Below are 24047 nucleotides of genomic sequence, written 5' to 3' on the forward strand. Positions count from 1 at the left end.
TGCGGACAGGCATAAAAAAAGCGAGCCGCGAGGCTCGCTTTTGTGCGCCGGGCCGCAAGGCCCGGCAAGAACAATACGCGGTAACTTAAGCGCGCTTGTCCAGTGGCAATACTTCGCGCGTGGTCGAACCGACGAACAGCTGGCGCGGACGGCCGATTTTTTGCTCTGGGTCGGCGATCATTTCGTTCCACTGGGCGATCCAGCCGATCGTACGGGCCATAGCGAAGATACCGGTGAACAGCGACACGGGGATGCCCAGCGCCGATTGCACGATGCCCGAGTAGAAGTCGACGTTCGGGTACAGTTTGCGCGACACGAAGTATTCGTCGTTCAGTGCAATCTTTTCCAGTTCCATCGCCAGCTTGAACAGCGGATCGTCTTGCAGACCCAGTTCTTGCAGCACTTCGTAGCAGGTTTCACGCATCAGCTTGGCGCGTGGATCGAAGTTCTTGTACACGCGGTGGCCAAAGCCCATCAGCTTGACGCCGGAGTTCTTGTCCTTGACTTGCGCGATGAAGGCAGGGATGTTCTCGACGGTGCCGATTTCTTTCAGCATGTTCAGTGCCGCTTCATTGGCGCCGCCGTGGGCAGGGCCCCACAGGCAGGCGATACCGGCAGCGATACAGGCGAACGGGTTGGCGCCCGACGAACCGGCCAGACGGACGGTCGAAGTCGATGCATTTTGCTCGTGGTCCGCGTGCAGGATCAGGATGCGGTCCAGAGCGCGCACCAGCACGTCGTTGACCTTGTACTCTTCGCATGGGTTGGCGAACATCATGTGCATGAAGTTGGCGCTGTACGACAGGTCGTTGCGTGGGTATACGAACGGCTGGCCGACCGAGTACTTGTAGGTCATGGCGACCAGGGTAGGCATCTTGGCGATCAGGCGGATGGCCGACACTTCGCGATGACGCGGGTCGTTGATGTCCAGCGAGTCATGGTAGAACGATGCCAGCGCGCCGACGGTGCCCACCAGGACCGACATCGGATGCGCGTCGCGGCGGAAGCCACGGAAGAAGAATTGCATCTGTTCGTGCACCATCGTGTGCTTGGTGACGGTGTCGACGAACTTGGCTTTTTGCGCCGCGTTCGGCAGTTCGCCGTTCAGCAGCAGGTAGCACGATTCCATGAAGTCGGCGTTGACGGCCAACTGTTCGATCGGGTAACCGCGGTACAGCAGCTCGCCCTTGTCGCCGTCGATGTAGGTGATCGACGAGTTGCAGGCGGCCGTCGACATAAAGCCTGGGTCGTAGGTGAACTTGCCGCTACCGGCGTACAGTTTGCGGATGTCGATGACGTCCGGGCCAACCGTGCCTTTGTAGATTGGAAATTCAAGCGATGGGCTGCCATCGGAGAACGACAGGGTAGCTTTTGTGTCAGAGATATTCATGGGCTCTTCCTTCTCGGGAGTGAGTCGAAATTAAAATCAAAAATTCTGGCTGCAATTCGCACCGCAATTCGGCAGTGCTACAGCGCGCCACTCGCACCGTTTGCAATATATCGCCCAGGCGTCTAGGCAATGCGCAGTCGTTGCAGCAGTGCGCGCACATGCGGCAGATCGACTTCGCCTTCCGGCTCTTTACGGGCCAGTACCAGATCCATTAACGCATTGTCCGATAAATCCAGCAAACGCGTCAGCGCGTCAACTTCTTCATCGGTCAATTCGGTTTCATACGCATCGAGAAAACGGGTCAGGATAATGTCGTTTTCCAGCAGGCCACGGCGTGAACGCCAGCGCAGGCGGGCGCGGTTGGCCGGGTCGGCCTGATGCGAGGACAAAATTGATTCTGTCATTTGGTTTACCACTTTACGTGTGCCTTGCGGCACGGTGCTGCTTTGCAGGCGCCGCCTGCAGGCAAGAGAGGATACCCTCTTCCCGCAAACGGCGCCCAGCGGACGCGATCAGGGTGATCAGATCGCGCGGCGGACCATCAATTCCTTGATCTTGCCGATCGCCTTGTTCGGGTTCAACCCTTTCGGGCAGACGTCGACGCAGTTCATGATCGAATGGCAGCGGAACAGGCGGTACGGGTCTTCCAGGTTGTCCAGACGCGCACCGGTGGCTTCGTCGCGCGAATCGGCGATGAAGCGGTAGGCTTGCAGCAGGCCGGCCGGGCCGACGAACTTGTCCGGATTCCACCAGAACGACGGGCACGACGTGGAGCAGCATGCGCACAGGATGCACTCGTACAGGCCATCGAGCTCTTCGCGCTGTTCCGGCGATTGCAGGCGCTCTTTTTCAGGCGGGATCGAATCGTTGATCAGGAAAGGCTTGATCGAATCGTACTGCTTGAAGAATTGCGTCATGTCGACGATCAGGTCGCGGATGACTGGCAGACCTGGCAACGGACGCAGCACGATAGGCTCCGACAGTTCGTTCAGGTTGGTCGTGCATGCCAGGCCGTTCTTGCCGTTGATGTTCATCGCGTCCGAACCGCACACGCCTTCGCGGCACGAGCGGCGCAGGGCCAGCGAGTCATCGACGTCCGCCTTGATGCGCTGCAGCGCGTCGAGCAGCATCTTGTCGGTGTCTTTCAGTTCGACCGTCAGGTCTTGCATGTACGGCTTGGCATCCTGGTCAGGATCGTAGCGGTAGATTTTGAATTTGAGAGTGCGTGCCATGGTATAGCCTTAGAAAGTACGTGGTTTCGGTTTGAAGGTATCAACCGTCAGCGGCTTGGTCACGACTGGCTTGTATTCCAGTCGGTTGCCTTCCGAATACCACAGAGTGTGCTTCATCCAGTTGTCGTCGTCACGTTGCGGATGGTCGTCCTGGGCGTGGGCGCCGCGCGATTCCTTGCGGGCTGCTGCCGAAACGATGGTCGCTTTCGCCGTTTCGATCAGGTTGTCCAGCTCCAGCGCTTCCACGCGGGCCGTGTTGAAGACCATCGATTTATCCTTGAAGGAGACGTGCTTGCGGCGCTCGTCAAGCTTCATGATTTCTTCGACGCCCTTGTTCAGCATCTCGTCGGTACGGAACACGCCACAGTACTTCTGCATCGTTGCGCGGATGTCGTTCGCCACGCCCTGCACGGTTTCCGTGCCGGTCGAGTTTTCCAGGCGCGCCAGGCGGCCCATGGCGAAATCGGCAGCGTCGGCTGGCAAAGGCTTGTTTTCCTTGGCTTTCAGGCCGCTGTTGACGATGTGGTTGCCGGCCGCGCGGCCGAAGACCACCAGGTCGAGCAGCGAGTTCGTGCCCAGGCGGTTGGCGCCGTGCACGGAGACGCAGGCACATTCGCCGATCGCGTACAGACCGTTGACAACCTTGGCCGAATTATCCGGGCCGGTCGGGGTGACGACCTGGCCGTGGATGTTCGTCGGGATGCCGCCCATCTGATAGTGAATCGTCGGCACGACAGGAATCGGTTCCTTGGTGGCGTCGACGTTGGCGAACTTGTGGCCGATTTCCAGGATCGACGGCAGGCGCTTGGCGATGGTGTCGGCGCCGATATGGCGCAGGTCCAGCATCACGTGGTCCTTGTTCGGACCGCAGCCGCGGCCTTCCTTGATTTCCTGGTCCATCGAACGCGAGACGAAGTCGCGCGGCGCCAGATCCTTCAGGGTCGGCGCATAGCGCTCCATGAAGCGTTCGCCTTCGCTGTTGATCAGGATGCCGCCTTCGCCGCGCACGCCTTCGGTGATCAATACGCCCGCGCCGGCCACGCCGGTCGGGTGGAACTGCCAGAATTCCATGTCCTGCAGCGGCAGGCCGGCGCGTGCCGCCATGCCCATGCCGTCACCGGTGTTGATGAAGGCGTTGGTCGACGCGGCGAAGATGCGGCCTGCGCCGCCCGTTGCCATGACCGTCGTTTTTGCTTCCAGGATCATGCATTCGCCGGTTTCCATTTCCAGCGCGACAACACCGATCACGTCGCCTTCGGCGTCACGGATCAGGTCGAGCGCCATCCATTCGACGAAGAAGTGCGTACGGGCGCGCACGTTGCGCTGGTACAGGGTGTGCAACAGGGCGTGACCGGTACGGTCGGCTGCCGCGCAAGCGCGCTGCACCGGCTTTTCGCCGAAGTGGGCCGTGTGGCCGCCGAATGGACGCTGGTAGATGGTGCCGTCAGGGTTGCGGTCGAATGGCATGCCGAAGTGTTCCAGCTCGTACACGACTTTCGGTGCTTCGCGGCACATGAATTCGATGGCATCCTGGTCGCCCAGATAGTCGCCACCCTTGACGGTGTCGAACATGTGCCAGAACCAGTTGTCTTCGGCCATGTTGCCGAGCGACGCGCCGATACCGCCCTGCGCCGCAACGGTGTGCGAGCGGGTCGGGAAAACTTTCGACAGAACTGCGACGTTCAGACCGGCTTCAGCCAGCTGCAACGACGCGCGCATGCCGGAACCGCCGGCGCCAACGATTACCGCATCAAAGCGGCGGGTAGGGATTGCAGATTTATATGCTGCCACGATTACACACTCCAGAGTATCTGTACCGTCCAGCCGGCACAAGCGATCAACCACAGCATGGTGGCAATTTGCAGGGTCAGACGGAGGCCAGCGCTTTTCACGTAGTCCATCCAGATGTCGCGTACGCCGACCCATGCGTGGTAGAACAGGGCGACGAAGGTCACCAGGCTGAACAATTTAAACCACTGCTGTGCGAACAGACCAGCCCAGCCTTCATAGCTGAAGTTGCTGCCGGTCAGGAAAGAAATAAGCAGGATGGCAACATAGGCCACCATGACGATGGCGGTAACGCGTTGCGCCAGCCAGTCGCGCAAGCCGTAATGGGCACCGACGACGAGGCGTTTCGGTCCGATATTATTGTCTGCCATGTTTAAAATACTCCAAACAGTTTCAAAGCGACCAAAGCCGTCAGCACCAGGCTCACGACCAGCACGGAGGACGCGGTCTTGCGTGCCGAATCTTTTTCGATGGCAACGTGCACATCCATGAACAGGTGGCGGATGCCGGCGCAGAAGTGGTGCAGGAAGGCCCAGACCAGACCCAGGGTGATCAGCTTGACGAACCAGTGCGAGGCGATGCCCTGGAAGTAGGCATACGACATTTCGGAACGCAGGCTCAGTTCCAGCATGTACAGGATGCACGGCAGCAAGGCGAAAATGATGAAACCGCTGATGCGATGCAGGATCGAGACGATGGCGCCGACAGCCATGCGGTAGTTCGACAATTCGGTAACATGAATGTTACGGAATTGCGGCCGTTCTTTTTTTGGTACTTCTCTTACGGCTTCAGACATAACAAAAACCTCCCCTTTGAATTTCAACTAAATATTGAAGCCGCGATTTTCGCCGATTTTCGCAACCCATACCAATATCTATTGTTACATATAACCAAAATGGTTTTTTACTACAAAATACCGCGCTACTTTCCGTAGTTCACGTAATTTAATTACAGAATCGCCGGCAAAACACGGCCCGCCGGGGCGGGCCATGCTGTCGCTGCGCTTTCCGTTGTCTCCGTTGCCCGCCTTGCGGCAGGCATCTTGCAAGCGATGCACTTCAGCCTTGCTGCTTGTTCGGACGCCCGCGGGCGCCCCGCCGCTTCAGCTGAGTTCATTCTGATAATGATGACGACTGGTCAGGTACAAGCCCCGGCGCAGTTCGACCGGCTTGTCGCCGTAGGTAAACGACACGCGCTCGGAACTGAGCAAGGGCGTGCCGAGGTCGATATTTAACAATTGCGCGGCGCCCGCGTCGGCGCACACGGCGCGGATCTGTTCGGACGCGCGGATCATGCGCGTGCCGAATTCCGTTTCGAACAGACCATACATGGGGCCCTTGTATTCCACCAGGCGCTCGGCCGTCAGACCCTTGAAGATCAGGCCGGGCAGCCACAATTCCTCGACGATGGTCGGCACGCCGTCGAAATACTGCACGCGCTTGATGAAGATGACGGCGTCGCCGGACTTCAGGTCCATCAGGCGCGCCACGTCGGCCGGCGCGCGCACGCGCTTGACCTCAATAAACTTGCTTTCAGGATAATGCGGCACGCCTTCGTCCGGCACCAGACGCAGGAAGCGGAAATGTGCGCGCGCCTCATGGTGGGTGGACACGAAGGTGCCCTTGCCCTGGCGGCGCATGACGAGATTCTCGGCGGCCAGCTCATCGATGGCCTTGCGCACCGTGCCCTGGCTGACCTTGAAACGGCCCGCCAGCTCGACTTCGCTGGGAATCAGTTCGCCCGGCTTCCATTCGCCCGATTGCAGGCTCTGCGTGATGAGCGCCTTGATCTGCTGGTACAGAGGACTGAAGGTGGGCGAGGCATTCGCGGCAGGCGCTGGCACGGCGGCGGTGGCAGTGGTATTGACGCTGGCAACAGGGGCGGCGGCGGTGCTGGCCGCTGCGGCAACAGGCGTGGCCGGGGTGCCCGCGGTCGGACTGACCGCCCCGCTTGCAGCAGTGGCATTGTTGGTCAGATTGGACGAGGCGGAATTCATAGTCCGACATTTCAACACAAATCACTGCCCGCGTCCAGTAAAACACACGCAGTTATCTGTCTTATATAAGACATAAGATATGATTGACAGATAGAGATCGGAGGCCTAAACTGCCCTCGATAAAACTTGTGAGCCAGCGTTTTATGTTGTCGGCCAGCCACTCTGGCCTCGTGCAGCACAAGCGTGACGGCAGCGTACACCAGCAATTCGGTGGCGCGGGCCGGTTTTGGTATCATTATAGTTTTTCCGGATAAGCGTAAGCCCAGCTTCAAGCCCGTTTTCTTTCCCATTTTTGGAGATTCATCATGGCTAAAACCCCAATGCGTGTTGCAGTGACCGGCGCCGCCGGCCAGATCGGCTACGCCCTGTTGTTCCGCATCGCCAATGGCGACATGCTCGGCAAAGACCAGCCTGTCATCTTGCAACTGCTTGAAATCCCGGACGAAAAAGCCCAGAAGGCGCTCAAGGGCGTGATGATGGAAATCGACGACTGCGCGTTCCCGCTGCTGACGGAAATGACCGCCCACTCCGATCCGCTGACCGCCTTCAAGGATGTCGACGTGGCCGTCCTGGTTGGCGCGCGTCCACGCGGCCCAGGCATGGAACGCAAGGACCTGCTGGAAGCGAACGCCCAGATCTTCACGGTGCAAGGCAAGGCGCTCGACGCCGTCGCTTCGCGCAACGTCAAAGTACTGGTGGTCGGCAACCCTGCCAACACCAACGCCTACATCGCCATGAAATCGGCGCCATCGCTGCCGGCGAAAAACTTCACCGCCATGCTGCGCCTGGACCACAACCGCGCGCTGTCGCAAGTCGCTGCCAAGACCGGCACCGCCGTGAAAGACATCGAGAAGCTGACCGTCTGGGGCAACCACTCGCCAACGATGTACGCCGACTACCGCTTCGCCACCGTGAACGGCAAGGCTGTCAAGGACCTGATCAACGACCAGGAATGGAACGCCAACACCTTCCTGCCAACCGTCGGCAAGCGCGGCGCGGCCATCATCGAAGCGCGCGGCCTGTCGTCGGCAGCGTCGGCAGCGAACGCCGCCATCGACCACATCCATGATTGGATGCTGGGCACCGCCGGCAAGTGGACTACCATGGGCGTTCCTTCGGATGGCTCGTATGGCATTCCTGAAGGCACCGTATTCGGCTTCCCGGTCACCACCGACAACGGTGAGTACACCATCGTTCAAGGTCTGGAAATCGATGCATTCTCGCAAGAGCGCATCAACCTGACCCTGAAAGAACTGACCGAAGAGCGCGAAGGCGTGAAACACCTGCTGGCCTAAGTCCAGTATTGGCGGCGCGGCCTGAGCGCCGCCCGCCAAGAAGGCCGCCCGCGAGATTCGCGGCGCGGCTGTTTTCTCAAGTAGTTTTTACCTGCAGAAATGCCTTAAGCATGCACCCTTCCGAGGTTTTATTCCAAGGCAAACGCCAGCCGCTGTTGCTCGCCGCTTGCGACCACTACGCCGGCTCTGAAAAGCTGATGCGTAAATCGATTGCTTTGCAACAAGAGCTTGGCCCCCTGTTCGACATCACGTTCGACTGCGAAGACGGCGCCAGCGCCGGCAACGAAGAATCCCACGCCCACATGATCGCCGGCCTGCTGGCCAGCGACGAGAACCAGTTCAACCGCATCGGCGTGCGCGTGCACGACGTCGACAGCCCGTTTTTCGCGCGCGACGTGGAAATCATCTGCAGCGCCGCGTCCCGCCTGGCCTATATCGCCGTACCCAAGGTGGGCGGCGTGCAGGATGCCATGCTGGCCATCGACCTGATCAACCTGCACGCGCGCCGCGCCGGCCGCGACAACCTGCCCGTGCACATCCTGATCGAGACGCATGGCGCGCTGCGCGACGCCTATGCGATCGCCGCCCTGCCCCAGGTCGAATGCCTGTCCTTCGGCATCATGGATTTCGTTTCGGCCCATTACGGCGCCATTCCCGCCGCCGCCATGCGCACGCCGGGCCAGTTCACGCACCCGCTGGTGGTGCGCGCCAAGCTGGAAGTGGCGGCCGCCTGCCATGCGCACGGCAAGGTGCCGTCGCACAACGTGACGACGGACGTGCGCGATTCGGCCGTGGTGGCCAACGATGCCCAGCGCGCAACAGCCGAGTTCGGCTACACGCGCATGTGGAGCATCCACCCGGACCAGATCAAGCCCATCATCAAGGCCTTCACGCCGCGCCTGTCCGAAGTCAACGAGGCCAGCAATATCCTCAATGAAGCGCTGCGCGCCAACTGGGGACCGATTGCGCAAAATGGCCGCTTGCACGACCGCGCCAGCTACCGATATTATTGGACCGTTTTGCAACGCGCCAAACTGGCAGGCCTCGGCCTGCCCGAGGCGGCCGCTGCATTACTCAACGCCCCCTCTTCCAGCACCACTGAAAACTGACAGGAATTACACGATGTCCCTCTCCAAATTAGCCATTGCCTGCAGCGTCGCGCTGGGCGCCATGACCCTCACGCTGGCGCCGGCCAGCTTCGCCGCCACGGATACCAAGGAGCCGGCAAAAGCCAAGGCCGTCAAGGCCAAGCCGAAAGCCAAGGCCACCAAGGCCAAAGCTGCCGCCAAGGAAGCGCATCCGCTCGCCATGTCGGTGGTCGACAAGGAAGAATCCGATGAGCCGGATACCGCCGGCTCCGCTTCCACCGATTTCAATTGTGAACTTGGTAATAAAATTACCATCTACACCAATGCGACTGACGACAAACACATCGCCCTGCGCTGGAAGAAGCGCCTGCACCGCCTGAGCCGCGTGGGCACCACCACCGGCGCCAACCGCTTCGAGAACCGTCTGTATGGTCTCGTCTGGATCGGCATCCCGGCCAAAGGCATGCTGCTCGATTCCAAGCAGGGCCGCCAGCTGGCCAATGAATGCAAGGATGCGGAGCAAGCCAAGCCAGCGGCAGTGGTGGAGGCCGCGCCATCGCTGGGCGTGCTGCCGGCGACCGGCGGCTGATGTGAGCAGCAAGGGCCTCTTCGGGGGCTCAGTCATGTTTTGTAATTTGAATAATCAATAAATAGACGATACCCAACAAGGAGAGGTCATGTCCCGCAACACTCTGAACACGCTCAAGGACTTTAATATTTCGGATAGCAAGAAGGGCAAGCTGTATTCCCTGCCTGCGCTGGAAAAAAGCCTGGGCATCAATGTCTCCCGCCTGCCAGTGTCGATTCGTATCGTGCTCGAATCGGTATTGCGCAACTGCGACGGCAAAAAAGTCACCGAAGAACACGTCAAGCAATTGGCGAACTGGGGCCCGACCGCCGAGCGTACCGACGAGATCCCGTTCGTAGTGGCGCGCGTCGTGCTGCAAGACTTCACCGGCGTGCCCCTGCTGGCCGACCTGGCAGCGATGCGCAACGTGGCCGCCAAGATGGGCATCAACGCGAAGAAAATCGAACCGCTGGTACCGGTCGACCTGGTGGTCGATCACTCGGTGACCATCGATCACTACCGCGAAAAGAAAGCGCTGGACCTGAACATGAAGCTGGAATTCTCGCGCAACAACGAGCGCTACCAGTTCATGAAATGGGGCATGCAAGCCTTCGACACCTTCGGCGTCGTGCCACCAGGCTTCGGCATCGTCCACCAGGTCAACCTGGAATACCTGGCACGCGGCGTGCACCACGCAGGCAAGAAAGCCGGCGACGTGTACTACCCTGACACCCTGGTCGGCACCGACTCGCACACCACCATGATCAACGGCATCGGCGTGGTCGGCTGGGGCGTGGGCGGCATCGAGGCGGAAGCCGGCATGCTGGGCCAACCGGTCTACTTCCTGACGCCAGACGTCATCGGCGTGAACCTGTCGGGCGCGCTGCGCGAAGGCTGCACCGCCACCGATCTGGTCCTGACCATCACCGAATTGCTGCGCAAAGAGAAAGTCGTCGGCAAGTTCGTCGAATTCTTCGGCGAAGGCACGGAATCGCTGACCCTGACCGACCGCGCGACGATCGCCAACATGGCCCCGGAATACGGCGCGACCATGGGCTTCTTCCCAGTCGACGAAGCCACCATCGATTACTTCAAGGGCACCGGCCGCAGCAAGGCTGAAATCGCCGCGTTCGAAGGCTACTTCAAGGCGCAAAACCTGTTCGGCGTGCCAAAAGCGGGCGACATCGACTACACCCGCGTGGTGGAACTGAACCTGGCGTCGGTCGCTCCGTCGCTGGCCGGCCCGAAACGCCCGCAAGACCGTATCGAAATCGGCAACGTCAAGGCGAACTTCGCCGAACTGTTCGCCAAGCCAACGACGGAAAACGGCTTCAACAAGAACCCGGCCGACCTGGCTGCCGTGTACGAAACGACGAACGGCGTAAAAGTGTCGAACGGCGACGTGCTGATCGCCGCGATCACCTCGTGCACCAACACCTCGAACCCGAGCGTGATGCTGGCTGCCGGCCTGCTGGCCAAGAAAGCCGTGGAAGCCGGTCTGAAAGTCGCTCCGCACATCAAGACCTCGCTGGCCCCTGGCTCGCGCGTCGTGACCGAGTACCTGACGGCTGCCGGCCTGCTGCCATACCTGGAAAAACTGGGCTTCGGCGTAACCGCCTACGGCTGCACCACCTGTATCGGCAATGCGGGCGATCTGACGCCCGAGCTGAACGCCGCCATCGCCACGCACGACATCGTCGCGTCGGCAGTGCTGTCGGGCAACCGTAACTTCGAAGCGCGTATTCACCCGAACATCCGCTCGAACTTCCTCGCTTCGCCACCGCTGGTCGTCGCTTACGCCATCGCCGGCAACATGACGCGCGACCTGATGACGGAACCGGTCGGCAAGGGCAAGGGCGGCAAGGACATCTACCTGGGCGACATCTGGCCGACCTCGGCTGAAGTCTCGGCCATGATGAAGTTCGCCATGAACGCCAAAGTGTTCAAGGACAACTACGCGGACGTCAAGGGCGCGCCAGGCAAGCTGTGGGAGAAAGTCACCACCGTGTCCGGCCAAGTCTACAACTGGCCGAAATCGACCTACATCGCGGAACCGCCGTTCTTCGACAACTTCTCGATGACGCCAGCGGCAGTGGCCACCGGCATCGAAGGCGCGCGCGCACTGGGCGTGTTCGGCGATTCCATCACCACCGACCACATCTCGCCAGCCGGCTCGATCCAGGAAAACGGTCCTGCAGGCAAGTGGCTGAAGGAAAACGGCGTCCTGAAAGCGGACTTCAACTCCTACGGCTCGCGTCGCGGCAACCATGAAATCATGATGCGCGGCACGTTCGCCAACGTGCGCATCAAGAACCGCATGATCCCTGCGAAAGCGGACGGTTCGGCAGTCGAAGGCGGCATCACGATCCACCAGCCTTCCGGCGAAGAAATGTCGATCTACGACGCAGCGATGAAATATGTTGCTGAAGGCACGCCAACCATGGTCTTCGGCGGCGAAGAGTACGGCACGGGCTCGTCGCGCGACTGGGCAGCCAAGGGCACCCAACTGCTGGGCGTGAAAGCCGTGATCACCCGTTCGTTCGAGCGTATTCACCGCTCGAACCTGGTGGGCATGGGCGTGCTGCCGCTGCAATTCATCGGCGACGACAGCGTGCAAACCCTGGGCATCACCGGCAAGGAAACCTTCGACCTGAAAGGCCTCGAAGGCGAAATCAAGCCACAGCAACTGGCTACCCTGGTGATCCACCGCGCCGACGGCTCGAGCCAGGAAGTCAAAGTCCTGCTGCGCATCGATACGCCGATCGAAGTCGATTACTACAAGCATGGCGGTATCCTGCCATTCGTGTTGCGTCAACTGCTGGCCGAGTAATCAGCCCAGCTGTAAGGTAAGATAAAAGCGCCGGTTCCGACCGGCGCTTTTTTTCGTCCCGGCACCCCGTTTTTCCTTGAAATTCAGACTATTGGCATGATCTAAGGACAGCTTACGTATTGCGTGCGGCTGAATCCTCTACAATACGGTTATAAGGGTTTATCATTGTTTGACTGATCCATTTTTTTCACTTTCCGAGACTCTTATCCCGCTATGCGTCGTCCTTCCAAAGATTCATCCCATAAACTGACTGCCGACAGCCAGCGCCTGGTCACCTTTGCCCAGGCGATCGTACAGGCAGCCAGCCGTCTCGAAGAGCGGTCCTGGGAACACAGCCTGGATACGCAGCTCCAGAAATTACTCAAAACCGGCCACCAGGACACCATCGACAACACCCTGGGCAGCCTGTTCAAGGAAGACTTGAACGCCTACGACGTGCTGATGGACTGCGTTGAAGCCGTCAGCGAATCGACCGTCGTCACGCATGAAGACGTGCGCTACGACGCCCTGCTGGTGGCCGTGCCCATCCTCGCGTGGACGCGCTTTTCCATCGCCTCCGGCCCCATGGCCGGCGACGCGCACGGCGTATTGTCCGCGCATTTCGCCGCCCACCTGCTGGCAGACGGCACGAAGATGGCCATGGCGCCGACCCTGTATTCGATCGACCAGTTGCCGCGCAGCCACGTCGAAACCTATGCCAAGACGCAAAAGCTGGCACTGGCCGCCCTGAAAGGCACGGCCGTCAAGCCGTCAAGCAAAGAGGCGGAAACGGCGCCCTTCCTGGCCGATACGCGCTACCTGCTGGTGGCCGTGGTAGCCCCAAGCGGCGCCCCCCTGTTCCGCTGGCAGACGCCGGCCAGCCAGCCCGACTTCATCAAGGAGCGCAGCGCCGCCCTGGAACAATGGCGCACGCAGGCGACGCCGACGATTGCCCGCCTGCTGCCGGGCTGCGGCCTGGAACTGCTGCTGCCGGAAGCGTACTACGTGGCCTGCCGCGAAGCGGACAAGCTGATACGCCCCGTCTCCGTACGCGCCGCCGTGCACTACCTGACGCACACGCTGGCCATCGAGCCGTCGGAACTGCGCGCCGTCATCGCCGGTTTCGGCGAGGAAGCGGCCGATGGCCAGGTGGACGAGTACCGCATCGCCTTCACCCTGCGCCAGGCGCCGGATGTCATCTACGGCATCGTCTGGCCTTTGTACGGCCAGGAAGACGAGGATGGCACGCCGATCGAAGGCCTGATCCAGGTCGGCATCGCCGCGCTGGACAAGCAAAAGACGCCCGTCGATGAAATTATCGAGCATCTGAACGCCGCCGGCGTGACGCAGATCAAGCGCCACGCGGAACGTTTTGTCGGCGAATACTGCGACGATTGCGGCGCGCCCCTGTTTGCCGACCCGGTGGGCGAGCTGGCGCATGCGGAAATGCCGGAAGATACGCCGCAAGGTACCGAGCATTTTCATTAATTAATGCAGCATGGGGCCGGAAGTTTTCTTCCGGCCTTTTTTTCGCCCCGACCGCCGATGCCTTCCAGCCCAGTCTCGCTCTCTCCCCTGCGGCCAGCATTGCTGGCGCTATCGTTTCCCATGCTGGCAATGTTACTGGCGAGCGCATTCATCGCCATGCGCGTCATGGGCACGCTGGGTCCGTTGGGTTTGTTCTGGATGCTGCCGCTGAGTTTTTGCGTGATGGCGGCCTTGCCATGGATCTTGCTGTCGCCGCATGGACGCCGCAACATCGGCCTGCAAGCGCCTTCCGGCAAGGCGCCGTATGCGCTGGCCTTGATCTGCGGCGCGGCAGCCGCGCTTCTGTGCTTTGCCCTGGGCATGCTGCTGTATGGCGCCACGCCGGACAACTGGTTTGTCAGCATAGCGGCCAGCTTTCGCCGCACGGCGCCCACGGCGGGGCTAAGCATCTGGATGCTGCACCTGATGATCACCGTGCCGGCTTGCATCTTCAGCCCTATCGGCGAGGAAATCTTCTTTCGGGGCGTGCTGCAAAAGGCGCTGGAGGAAAAACTGTCCGTGCGCAGCAGCACCTGCGTGGAAGCAGGACTGTTCGGCCTGGCACACCTGTGCCATCATGGCTTGAGCATGACGGCTGCCGGCCTGTCGCTGAATGCGGCCTCGGCGGCGGTGTGGGTGACGCTGATGTTTGCGACAGCTTGCCTGTTCGCATGGTTACGGCGCCGCCATGCTTCGCTATGGCCAGCGATGGCGGCGCACGCGGCATTCAATCTGACGATGAATGCCGTGATTTTCCAATTTCTGTGGCCAACATTACCACTGTGAAAACGGATGGCGGATCAGGTTGGCGTTGTAGTAGCGCGCATCGCCCGACACTTCCGCGCCGATCCAGTCGGGCTTCTCGAACGGCTGGTCTTCCGAGGCCAGTTCGATCTCCGCCACCACCAGGCCCGCATTGGCGCCCAGGAACTCGTCGACTTCCCACATCATGCCCGCGTGTTCGATGCGGTGGCGAACCTTTTCGATCAGCGGCTGTTCGCACAGGCTGTCGAGCAGTTCGGCCGCGTCGGCCAGCGGAATCGGATACTCCCACTCGCCGCGCGTCGCGCCCACGTTCGCCCCCTTGATGGTCAGCATCGCCTGCTCGCCTTCGATGCGCACGCGCACCACGCGCTCGCGCGCGGACGACAAATACCCCTGGCGCAGCAGGACCGACTGGCCCAGGCCCCGCCAGGCGTCGCCGGCAAGCAAAAATTTACGCTCGATCTCGATACCCATGAACAACGCCGTTCAATCCAGCGACAGCAGGATAGGCTGCAGCATGGCCGCGCCCAGGGCCGCGCTGCGCGCGCCGTTCCAGCCGACGGCCGGATCCGGCAAGTCGGCGTTTTCCTTGAACGGCATTTCCAGGGTCAGCGCCAGGCAGCCGAAGTGGTGGCCGACGTACTTCGATGCCAGGGTCAGCATGTCCGACTTGTACTTGCTGGCGGCATAGCCGAACTTGTCCTGGAAGTCGGGGCTGGCCTGCTTGTAGCGCTCGATGAAGGCTTTCTGGTGCGCCGCTTGCGCCGGCGTGAAATTTTCCAGCATTTCATTGCCAGCCACAAAGTTGTACGGCAGCGCTTCATCGCCGTGGATGTCGAAGAACATGTCGACGCCCGTTTCGTGTATCTTGTTTTTCACGCACAGCACTTCCGGGCTGGACTCCAGCGATGGCGTCATCCACTCACGGTTCAGGTTGGCGCCTGCCGCATTCGTGCGCAGGTTGCCGCGGATGGAGCCGTCCGGGTTCATGTTCGGCACGATGTGGAACACGGCGCGCTGCAAGAGCTTGCGCGCGATCGGGTTGGCGTCGTCCAGCAGCGAGTCGATCAGGCCTTCGACGAACCATTCGGCCATCGATTCGCCCGGATGCTGGCGCGCGATGACCCATATTTTCTTTTCCGCCTGCGAATTGCCGATGGTAACCATGTTCATGTCGCGGCCGTCGACCGTGCTGCCCAGGTCGGACACGCGCGCCAGCGGATGCTCGGCCACTTCGCCCAGCAGGCGCAGATGGCGTTCCCACGAATACGGCTCGAAATAGGCGTAGTACACGCTGTCGAGTTCCGGCGTGTGCGAAATCGTCATGACCTGGCCGTCGAACGACGTTGGCACGCGGAACCAGTTTTCACTGTCGTAGCTGGCCACGGCCTGGTAGTCTTCATAGCCGGCCGGATAGGTGGCCTGGCCCGCGTTCAGGAAACGCATCGTGCACGCCTGGCCGCGCGCACCCTGCAGGCGGAAGTGGAACCACTGGTGGATGTCGGCGTGGCTATCCTTGCGCAAGTTCAGGTCGATGGCGCCGGCACTGGTGGCGCTCACCACGTCGATGGCGCCCGAGTCGAAGTTCTGGCTGATTTTAATGGTCATGTAATGATCCCGTCCGAATGTAAGTGTTCCGGCGTTGCCTCGTGGGCTGGCGCCGTTGCGCTAAAAAACGCAGTGTAAGCTATCCCGCTATTTTCCGCCCTTTGGCACCGTTCGCAAAGCCTGGCCCGGCGTTTTATGCACCAATCCGGGGCATCGATGGAAAAGTGCCGGGCAAAAGCGCGAAAAATCGGTCTGCTGTTGCATCTACCGGACAAAAAACTGCTTTGTAACAGCGGCTGACACATTGGCGCCCGGTCGCCCCCCCTATAATTCTTGCTTTCATAGAGTCGCCAGGAAAGAGTCGTGGACAAGAAGTTAACTAACATCCAGGAAAGAAAGTTACGCGAGGCTCAGGCGCGGCGCGAGCACATCATCGACGTCGTCAAAGATCTCATCAAGAAAGGCGGCGCGCGCGCCGTCTCCATCCGCAAGGTAGCCGAGGCGGCCGGTTTTTCCACCACCGTCGTGTACGCCCTGTTCCGCGACAAGGCCACCCTGATCGCCCAGGCCATGGACAAGGATTTGCTGGAACTGGTGCGCGCCATGCGCACGGCGTGCGCCACCAGCGATGATCCGTGGCAGCGCATCGCCCTGGTCGGCCGCGCCTACATCGAGTACGGCTTCCAGCATCCGGACGAGTATTCGCTGATCTTCATGGAATTGCGGCCGCACGCGGAAATCGACGCCGTCGAGGTCGAACACGGCAATATCGAGCAGGATCCGTACGCCTACGCGCTGCACCTGTTTACCGAACTGGCGCAAGCGGGCCAGGTGCGCCAGGACGAGCCGGCGCTGCACACGATGACGCAAGTCTTCTGGCAATCGCTGCACGGCCTCGTGTCGCTGCGCATCGTCATGGATGCGGGCGACCCGTGGACGCCGCACCCGGAAATGAACGCGCATATCGACGATTTGCTGGCCGTCGTCACGGCAGGCATCCGTTTGCGCTTTGCACCGGCTTCCTGACGTTTGATCCAGCGCAAACCGTCCCGACAGAAAAGGCGGACAGTGGAGTGAAGCCGCCTGCGCTGGTGCAGCGCGGCTCGCGCGAAGGAGGGCGAGATGAACGAAGCCTATGCCACGGACCGGCTTGACAAACAGCAAGGCGCGCACAATGCTGTACGCATGGAAGCGCGCCTGACAAAACTGGAAACGGACCGGGAACACGACCGGCTATGGTTCAAGACCCTGGAACAGCGTCTTGGCGACGGCCTCGACAATGTACGCACGGAGTTGCGCGGCGAATCGCAGTTGCTGCGCGCCGACCTGACGCAGTTTCGCGGCGACTTGCGCGGCGACTGCCACGCCTTGCGCACGGAACTGGGGGACATCCGCAAGCACATGCACACCCACTTCCTGTGGTTCATGGGCATACAGGCCACCACCACGTTTGCCCTGCTGGGCCTGGGCGCCAAGGCGCTGCATATGTACTAAGCAATAAAAAAGGCAGGCGCGGTGCCGCACCGCCCTATCCTGATGTTAGCGGCTGCTACGCTGCCAGCATGCTCTGCGTTTCCTGGTAGCGCGTGTGCCACGACAGCGCCTGCTCCAGCATGTGCGGCGTGTGGCCGCCGCGCTGACATGCCGCGTCGTAATACGCACGCAGTTGCGCGCGGTAGTCTGGGTGCGTGCAGCGCTCGATGATCAGTGGCGCCCGTTCGCGCGGCGCCAGGCCGCGCAAGTCCGCATAGCCCCACTCCGTCACCAGCACGTCGACGTCATGCTCCGTATGGTCCACATGCGAGACCATCGGCACGACGCTGGAAATGCGCCCGCCCTTGGCCGCCGATTTCGACACGAACATCGACACTTGCCCATTGCGCGCAAAGTCGCCCGAACCGCCGATGCCGTTCATCATGTGCGTGCCGCATACATGCGTGGAATTGACGTTGCCGTAGATATCGAACTCGAGCGCCGTGTTCAGGGCGATGATGCCCAGGCGGCGCACGATTTCCGGGTGGTTGCTGATCTCTTGCGGGCGCAGCACGATTTTCGAGCGGTAATGGTCGATATTGTCCATCAGCTTCTGGTGCACGGCGGCCGACAGGGTGATCGACGAGGCCGAGGCAAACGCCAGCTGGCCCGAGTCGAGCAGCTCGATGGCGCTGTCCTGCAGCACTTCCGAATACATCGTCATGTTGCGGAAAGGCGAGCCGATCAAGCCATGCAGCACGGCGTTGGCGATGGTGCCGATGCCTGCCTGCAAGGGCAGCAATTCCGGGCCCATGCGCCCGGCCGCCACTTCGCCTTGCAGGAAGGCGATCACGTGGCCGGCGATCGCCTGCGTTTCCGCATCGGGCGGCAAGGCGTTCGACGGGCTGTCGGGACTGTCCGTGATGACGATGGCCGCGATGCGGGCCGGGTCGATGGCGATGGCCGTGCTGCCCAGGAGCTGGTCCACGCGCGTGAGGGGAATCGGTTCGCGCCCCGGCAAGGTTTGCGGAATATAAATGTCGTGCAAGCCTTCCAGCGCCAGCGGCGTAGACAGGTTGATTTCAATAATGACCTGCGTGGCCTGCTGGGCGAACGCAGCGGAGTTGCCCACCGACATGGTCGGGATGATGGCGCCGGCCGCCGTGATGGCGGTGGCCTCGATGACGGCGATATCGACGGCCGCCAGGTTGCCCGAGCGCAACTGCTCGGCCGTTTCCGACAGATGCTGGTCGATGAACATGACTTCACCGTTGTTGATCTTGCCGCGCAGCACAGGGTCGACCTGGAACGGCATGCGGCGCGCCAGCACGCCCGCTTCAGCCATCAGGCCGTCGCTGCCATTGCCCAGCGAAGCGCCCGTGATCAGGGTCAGGCTCAACGGGTCTTGCAGGGCGCGTTCGGCCAGCGCGCGCGGCAGGGCCTTGGCGTCGCCGGCACGGGTAAAGCCGCTCATGCCGACACGCATGCCGTTGTGGAACAATTTGGCTGCCTCATCGGCGCTCATGATTTTGCTGAGCAAGCCTGGGTGGCGGATACGGTCCTCGTACATCGTGATGCTCCTGATATTCTTAATATTCTCAAACTGGATGGCTGTCATACACCAACCCCATAAGTGGATTCAGTATAAAATCCCGCTTACATGCATGGCATGAATTAATTTCGTCATATCCAGTCGATATTTTCATGCCCTGCCAACGCCGAGCCCCTCTTGGATATCCGTTCCCTGCGCTATTTCGTCGAAACCGTGCGCCTGTCGAGCTTTACGCAGGCGGCCGAATCGCTGCACCTGACCCAGTCCACTATCAGCAAGATGGTGCGCCAGCTGGAAGACGAGGTGGGCGCACAATTGCTCGTGCGCGACGGGCGCAAGCTGACCTTGACGGACACGGGCCGCATCGTCTACCAGCACGGCCAGGAAATGCTGGCCAATATGCGCCAGCTGACCCTGGAAGTGCGCGACACGCAGGCCTTGCAGCGCGGCAGCCTGACGGTCGGCATCCCGCCCATGATCAACGTGCTGTTCACGCCCGTATTGAAAGCCTTCCGCGCGCGCCACCCGAACATCAGCCTGACCCTGCAGGAAGACACGGGCCAGCAGATCGAGCGCAAGGTGGCGGGGGGCGAGCTGGAAATCGGCATGACGGTGCTGCCGGCCGACCCGGAACTCGATCTCGTGGCCGTGGAAGTGGCCAACTACCCGATCTGGGCCCTGGCCGAGCCGGGCACATTCCAGAAGCAGCGCACGACACTGCCCTTCAAGGCGCTGGCCGACTTGCCGCTGGTGTTATTAAAGGATGATTTCGCGCTCACGCGCAGCCTGCGCCAGCATTTCGCGCAAGCGGGCTTCACGCCGACGATTGCGGCCCAGAGCGGGCAATGGGACTGGCTGGTGGCGATGGCCTCGGCCGGCCTGGGCGTGGCCCTGCTGCCCGAGCCGTTCATCCACCGCCTGGCAGGCGAACCGTTGGAAGCGGTGCGCATCGTCGGGCCGGAGGTGGCGTGGCAGGTGGCGCATATCTGGAGCGGGCGCTACCTGTCGCACGCGGCGCGCGCCTGGCTCGAAGTGTGCCAGAACGTGCTGGGCACGCCGTTCGCGCACTGACGTAAAAAAAGGGTGGCCGAGGCCACCCTTTTGATTGATCGCGCCACCTTGCTTATTTGGCGGCGTCGTCCTTGTACATGCTGGCGTACTTCCAGCCGAAGTACAGAATGAAGGTGTAGCACAGGGCCGGCACGAGGAAGGACAGCTGCAAATTGATGTGGTCGGCCAGGAAGCCCTGGATGAACGGCACGATGGCGCCGCCGACGATGGCCATGCACAGGATGCCCGAACCTTGACCCGTTTGCGCGCCCAGCTTGTTCAGCGCCATGCTGAAGATGGTCGGGAACATGATGGAGTTGAACAGGCCGACGGCGATCAATGCCCACATGGCCGTGTGACCACTGGAGAACACGGCGACGAGGATCAGCGCGATGACGACGGCGGCGTTGAAGGCCAGGGTCTTGCCCGGGCTGACATAGCGCATCACGGCAAAGCCGACGAAGCGGCCCAGCATGGCGCCACCCCAGTAATAGCTGACGAAATAGGCGGCATCGGCGTGGCTGAGGCCAGCGATATGGCTCTCGCCCAGGAAGTTGATCAGGAAGCTGCCGATGCTCACTTCACCGCCCACATACAGGAAGATGGCCAGCGCGCCCAGCACCAGGTGGCGGTGCGACCAGATCGACACCTTGTGGCCATCCTGCGCCACGGCGGCCGCATCGTCGGCATGCGAAATCTTCGGCAATTTTGCCAGCGCGAACAGCACGGCCAGGATCACCAGGGTGGCGGCCAGCACCAGGTACGGGCCTTGCACGGAAGCGGCTTCCTTGGCGCGGTAAGCCAGTTGTTCGGCCGCCGGCAGCAGGTCGAACTGCTGCACCGTCAGCACGGTGCCCGACAAAATCAGCATGCCGCCCAGCGCAGGCGCCACGGTGGTGCCCAGCGCGTTGAACGCCTGCGTCAGGGTCAGGCGGCTCGACGCCGTCTGCGGGTCGCCCAGTTCCGTCACGTACGGATTGGCCGCCACCTGCAGCACGGTGATGCCGGCCGCCAGGATGAAGAAGGACAAGAGGAACAGCGCATAGCTGCCGGTGGACGCCGGGTAAAACATGGCGCAGCCGGCGGCCGCGATCAGCAAACCGGCGACGACGCCGCGCTGATAGCCGATTTTCTTGATCAGCATGCCGGCCGGCAGCGAAACGATGGCGTAGGCGCCGAAGAAGCAGAATTGCACCAGCATCGCCTGGACATACGTCAAGGTGTAGATCGAGCGCAGATGGGGAATCAGCACATCATTGAGCGAGGTCAGCAATCCCCACATGAAAAACAGCACCGTGACAATGATCAGGGCGCCTGTATTGTTTTGCGTGCCGGCCCGTGCGGACGGTACGCCCTGGCCTTGCTTTACATATTCCATACCTTCTCCATTTTTCAATTCCAAGTTGATCGCGCCAGGCATGGAAGCGTTTCCACCCGGGCAGCACCAGGACGCGCAAGCGCCACGCAGATATCAGCGTGGGCCATGACTGCCATCAGCGATACGGGGCAGGCATGGCATCTCGCGCGTGCGGCCGACCGTTTCTCGTCAGAACGATGTCTTGTGGGCGCGGCACGCCTGCGGGCTGCGTCTGAAAACAACATCCAGGACAAAAACGTCTTGTAGTAAAACTACGATCCTGCGCCGGCATTATGCCTTAAAGCCCCGTATTGCGCAGCTTTCGCGACCATTATTTGAAAAATGAATAGCTGACATTTGAAATCAAAAGTAGCCTTATAACTTGGAATCGCTATACTTATATTGCAGTGCAGCACAACGCGGCACGCCACTCAAGGAGTCTGCCATGTCTACCGCATTTACTTACCACACCACGCAAAACAGCAATATCGTCGCCACCCTCGTCCACGCCGCCAAGCGCGTCGGTGCCTGGCTGAACCAAAGCAGCGACCGCCGCGAACGCGCTTATGAAGAAGCCTACCTGGCTGAATCGACCGACCGCTACGATCTGGAATACCGCATGCGCGAACTGGCCCGTGCCAACCCGCAGCCCACCTGGATGAGCGGCCTGAGCCGTTAATGTACTGAACCGGAAGCAAGCAGTACCAGCAAGACCATCGCCAGACCCATCCTGCTCGCCTCGCGCTTGAGCACGGGATGGGTATGCGGCAACACACGGCCGCCCGGCACGACGCCGGGAAGCGTCGTCATGCTGCAGTGCATCAGGTCATTTTCATGACCATCTGCACGTTTTACTATCAATTCATCTAGTTTTACTACGTATTTCTACGGATCGCTCAATGCGGGATCATGCCGGTGAACACGTACGCCTGCAGCATGGTGATGATGCCGATGATGACGGCAAACAGCAGGCTGTGCTTCAAGGTAAAGCGGAACAGGTCCGATTCCTTGCCCACCAGGCCAGTCGCGGCGCAGGCGACGGCGATCGACTGGGGCGAGATCATCTTGCCCGTCACGCCGCCCGTCGTATTGGCCGCCACCAGCAAGGTGTCGGACACGCCGATCTGGTGCGCCGTCGTGTTTTGCAGGGAGCAGAACAAGGCATTCGACGACGTATCGGACCCCGTCAGGAACACCCCCAGCCAGCCCAGGAACGGCGAGAAGAACGGAAAGGCGGCACCGCTGCCGGCCAGCAGCAGGGCCAGGGTGGACGACATGCCCGAATAGTTGGCCACGAAGGCAAACGCCAGCACCATGCCGATCGACAGCACGGGACGGCGCAATTCCACGAGCGTTTCGACGAACGCCTTGATGCCATCGCGCGGCTTCATGCGCAGCATCCACATCGACAGCACGGCCGTCAGCAAGATCGCCGTGCCCACGGCCGACAACAGGTCGAGCTTGAAGACGGCGTCATACGCTTTCGGCTCCGCCACGATCGGCATCGTCTTGATCACCAGTTTATCGAGGTAAGGCACGTGGATCTTGACGACCAGACTGGACAACGCGCCGCCGGCGGCGAACAGGGACTTGAAGCCGGGCAGGCTCCAGACGGTGACGATGGCCGTCAGCAAGCCGAACGGCGCCCAGGCGCGCGCCGTCTGCGCCAAGGTGTAGGGCGAGGCGGCGCGGCTGCCGCTGCCGCGCAAGTCCGCATTGCCTGCCCCGCCGCCAAAACCGGACAGCGCGGCGGCGCCGCCACCGACGGCGTTGACCACCTTGGCATTCTTCGGCTGCCACACTTTCAGGAACAGGGTCAGCGACACCAGGCTGACGAGGGCCGAAGTGATGTCCGGCAGCTCCGGCCCGATATGGTTCGACGTGAAGTACTGGGTGACGGCAAAGCTGGCGCCCGTTACCAGGGCAGCCGGCCACACTTCGCGCACGCCGCGCACGCCATCCATCATGAAGACCAGCCAGAAAGGCACGGCCAGCGACAGCAGCGGCAACTGGCGGCCCGCCATGGCGCCGATCAGGAACGGGTCGATGCCCGTCACCTGGCCCGCCACGATGATGGGGATGCCCATGGCGCCAAAGGCCACGGGCGCCGTATTGGCGATCAGGCACAGGCCCGCCGCATACAGCGGGTTGAAGCCCAGGCCCACCAGCAGGGCCGAGGTGATCGCCACGGGCGCGCCGAAACCGGCCGCCCCTTCCAGGAAGGCGCCGAAGGCAAAGCCGATCAACAGCACCTGCAGTCGCTGGTCGTCCGTGACCGACAGCACCGAGGCGCGGATGATCTCGATCTGCCCCGTTTTCACGACGATCTTGTACAGGAAGACGGCCGTGACGATGATCCAGGCGATCGGCCACAAGCCATACGCAAAACCATAGCCGGCCGCCGCCAGCGCCTGCGGCACGGGCATGCCGTACGCAAAAATCGCCACGGCCAGCGCCAGCGCCAGGGTGACGGCAGCCGCCACATGGCCCTTGATGCGCAGCGCGGCCAGGGCGATGAAGAAGAAAATGATGGGAACGGCTGCCGCCAGGGACGACAGCCACAGGCTGCCGAGCGGTGTATAAAGTTGGGTCCAGGTTTGCATGTCGGG

Annotated in this window: 23 protein-coding genes; 10 read left to right on the top strand and 13 right to left on the bottom strand. The window is 61.3% G+C overall.

Going from position 1 to position 24047, the window contains the following annotated elements; all coding sequences use genetic code 11:
• Nucleotides 1-85 precede the first annotated feature (85 nt).
• The 7 genes from gltA to O3300_RS09465 all read right to left on the bottom strand — a co-directional run bounded on the left by gltA (nt 86) and on the right by O3300_RS09465 (nt 6406).
• The gene (gltA, locus tag O3300_RS09435; protein WP_099667070.1) at nt 86-1390 is read right to left on the bottom strand and encodes a citrate synthase; all 1305 of its coding nucleotides are present in this window, start codon (nt 1388-1390) and stop codon (nt 86-88) included.
• A gap of 122 nt (nt 1391-1512) precedes the next feature.
• Nucleotides 1513-1794 (bottom strand): succinate dehydrogenase assembly factor 2, encoded by a 282-nt coding sequence (locus O3300_RS09440; RefSeq protein WP_034752073.1) that lies wholly within the window; start codon nt 1792-1794, stop codon nt 1513-1515.
• 117 nt (nt 1795-1911) lie between these two features.
• Complete coding sequence (locus O3300_RS09445; RefSeq protein WP_034752075.1) at nt 1912-2622, bottom strand: succinate dehydrogenase iron-sulfur subunit; 711 nt, start codon at nt 2620-2622, stop codon at nt 1912-1914.
• A 9-nt stretch (nt 2623-2631) separates the two neighbouring features.
• The gene (gene sdhA / locus O3300_RS09450) at nt 2632-4413 is read right to left on the bottom strand and encodes a succinate dehydrogenase flavoprotein subunit (RefSeq protein WP_099667069.1); all 1782 of its coding nucleotides are present in this window, start codon (nt 4411-4413) and stop codon (nt 2632-2634) included.
• Nucleotides 4414-4415: 2 nt separating this feature from the next.
• Complete coding sequence (sdhD, locus tag O3300_RS09455; RefSeq protein ID WP_034752078.1) at nt 4416-4781, bottom strand: succinate dehydrogenase, hydrophobic membrane anchor protein; 366 nt, start codon at nt 4779-4781, stop codon at nt 4416-4418.
• Between the two features lie 2 nt (nt 4782-4783).
• Nucleotides 4784-5206 carry a succinate dehydrogenase, cytochrome b556 subunit gene (gene sdhC / locus O3300_RS09460; RefSeq protein ID WP_034752080.1) on the bottom strand — a complete coding sequence of 141 codons (423 nt, stop codon included), beginning with the start codon at nt 5204-5206 and terminating at the stop codon, nt 4784-4786.
• A 306-nt stretch (nt 5207-5512) separates the two neighbouring features.
• Entirely contained in the window at nt 5513-6406 is an 894-nt protein-coding gene (locus O3300_RS09465) for a GntR family transcriptional regulator (RefSeq protein ID WP_289916544.1), read from the bottom strand.
• A gap of 305 nt (nt 6407-6711) precedes the next feature.
• Here O3300_RS09465 and O3300_RS09470 point away from each other — a divergent pair, with 305 nt between their 5' ends.
• From O3300_RS09470 to O3300_RS09495, 6 genes are all read left to right on the top strand, one after another.
• Nucleotides 6712-7701 (top strand): malate dehydrogenase, encoded by a 990-nt coding sequence (locus O3300_RS09470; RefSeq protein ID WP_034789110.1) that lies wholly within the window; start codon nt 6712-6714, stop codon nt 7699-7701.
• A gap of 110 nt (nt 7702-7811) precedes the next feature.
• A complete protein-coding gene (locus O3300_RS09475; protein ID WP_289916548.1) occupies nt 7812-8810 on the top strand; it encodes a CoA ester lyase in 999 nt (332 codons plus the stop codon).
• A gap of 13 nt (nt 8811-8823) precedes the next feature.
• Entirely contained in the window at nt 8824-9378 is a 555-nt protein-coding gene (locus O3300_RS09480; RefSeq protein WP_099667066.1) for a hypothetical protein, read from the top strand.
• Between the two features lie 88 nt (nt 9379-9466).
• Nucleotides 9467-12187, top strand: a complete 2721-nt coding sequence (acnA, locus tag O3300_RS09485) for an aconitate hydratase AcnA (protein WP_305052775.1) — start codon at nt 9467-9469, stop codon at nt 12185-12187.
• Nucleotides 12188-12400: 213 nt separating this feature from the next.
• The gene (locus O3300_RS09490; RefSeq protein WP_099667064.1) at nt 12401-13654 is read left to right on the top strand and encodes a DUF2863 family protein; all 1254 of its coding nucleotides are present in this window, start codon (nt 12401-12403) and stop codon (nt 13652-13654) included.
• A gap of 120 nt (nt 13655-13774) precedes the next feature.
• Entirely contained in the window at nt 13775-14479 is a 705-nt protein-coding gene (locus O3300_RS09495; RefSeq protein WP_251350489.1) for a CPBP family intramembrane glutamic endopeptidase, read from the top strand.
• On the opposite strand, the gene O3300_RS09500 is transcribed toward O3300_RS09495, so the two are convergent.
• Both O3300_RS09500 and O3300_RS09505 read right to left on the bottom strand, forming a co-directional pair.
• Nucleotides 14468-14932 (bottom strand): CYTH domain-containing protein, encoded by a 465-nt coding sequence (locus O3300_RS09500; RefSeq protein WP_251350488.1) that lies wholly within the window; start codon nt 14930-14932, stop codon nt 14468-14470. The genes O3300_RS09495 and O3300_RS09500 overlap by 12 nt on opposite strands.
• A 12-nt stretch (nt 14933-14944) precedes the next feature.
• Nucleotides 14945-16066: a M14-type cytosolic carboxypeptidase gene (locus O3300_RS09505; RefSeq protein ID WP_305052776.1), complete on the bottom strand. Its 1122-nt coding sequence runs from the start codon at nt 16064-16066 to the stop codon at nt 14945-14947.
• 303 nt (nt 16067-16369) lie between these two features.
• On the opposite strand from O3300_RS09505, the gene O3300_RS09510 reads away from it, so the two are divergent.
• Both O3300_RS09510 and O3300_RS09515 read left to right on the top strand, forming a co-directional pair.
• Nucleotides 16370-17032, top strand: coding sequence for a TetR/AcrR family transcriptional regulator (locus O3300_RS09510; RefSeq protein WP_289916558.1), 663 nt, complete (start codon nt 16370-16372; stop codon nt 17030-17032).
• A gap of 96 nt (nt 17033-17128) precedes the next feature.
• Nucleotides 17129-17500 carry a hypothetical protein gene (locus tag O3300_RS09515; RefSeq protein WP_305052777.1) on the top strand — a complete coding sequence of 124 codons (372 nt, stop codon included), beginning with the start codon at nt 17129-17131 and terminating at the stop codon, nt 17498-17500.
• A gap of 55 nt (nt 17501-17555) precedes the next feature.
• On the opposite strand, the gene O3300_RS09520 is transcribed toward O3300_RS09515, so the two are convergent.
• On the bottom strand, nt 17556-19049 hold the full coding sequence (locus O3300_RS09520) for a succinate CoA transferase (RefSeq protein ID WP_305052778.1): 1494 nt from the start codon (nt 19047-19049) through the stop codon (nt 17556-17558).
• A gap of 159 nt (nt 19050-19208) precedes the next feature.
• Between O3300_RS09520 and O3300_RS09525 the strand changes: the two genes are divergently transcribed.
• Entirely contained in the window at nt 19209-20102 is an 894-nt protein-coding gene (locus O3300_RS09525) for a LysR substrate-binding domain-containing protein (RefSeq protein WP_305052779.1), read from the top strand.
• Between the two features lie 52 nt (nt 20103-20154).
• Here O3300_RS09525 and fucP read toward each other — a convergent pair whose 3' ends face one another.
• Nucleotides 20155-21459, bottom strand: a complete 1305-nt coding sequence (fucP, locus tag O3300_RS09530; RefSeq protein WP_092607048.1) for an L-fucose:H+ symporter permease — start codon at nt 21457-21459, stop codon at nt 20155-20157.
• 424 nt (nt 21460-21883) lie between these two features.
• On the opposite strand from fucP, the gene O3300_RS09535 reads away from it, so the two are divergent.
• Nucleotides 21884-22117, top strand: a complete 234-nt coding sequence (locus O3300_RS09535; RefSeq protein WP_077407407.1) for a DUF3563 family protein — start codon at nt 21884-21886, stop codon at nt 22115-22117.
• Here O3300_RS09535 and O3300_RS09540 read toward each other — a convergent pair.
• Nucleotides 22114-22248, bottom strand: coding sequence for a hypothetical protein (locus O3300_RS09540; RefSeq protein ID WP_305052780.1), 135 nt, complete (start codon nt 22246-22248; stop codon nt 22114-22116). The two genes, O3300_RS09535 and O3300_RS09540, sit on opposite strands and share 4 nt — an antisense overlap.
• A gap of 86 nt (nt 22249-22334) precedes the next feature.
• Nucleotides 22335-24041, bottom strand: coding sequence for a lactate permease LctP family transporter (locus O3300_RS09545; protein ID WP_305052781.1), 1707 nt, complete (start codon nt 24039-24041; stop codon nt 22335-22337).
• Nucleotides 24042-24047 lie beyond the last annotated feature (6 nt).

It is taken from the genome of Janthinobacterium sp. SUN206, assembly GCF_030587305.1.
Classification (GTDB): Bacteria; Pseudomonadota; Gammaproteobacteria; order Burkholderiales; family Burkholderiaceae_D; genus Janthinobacterium; species Janthinobacterium kumbetense.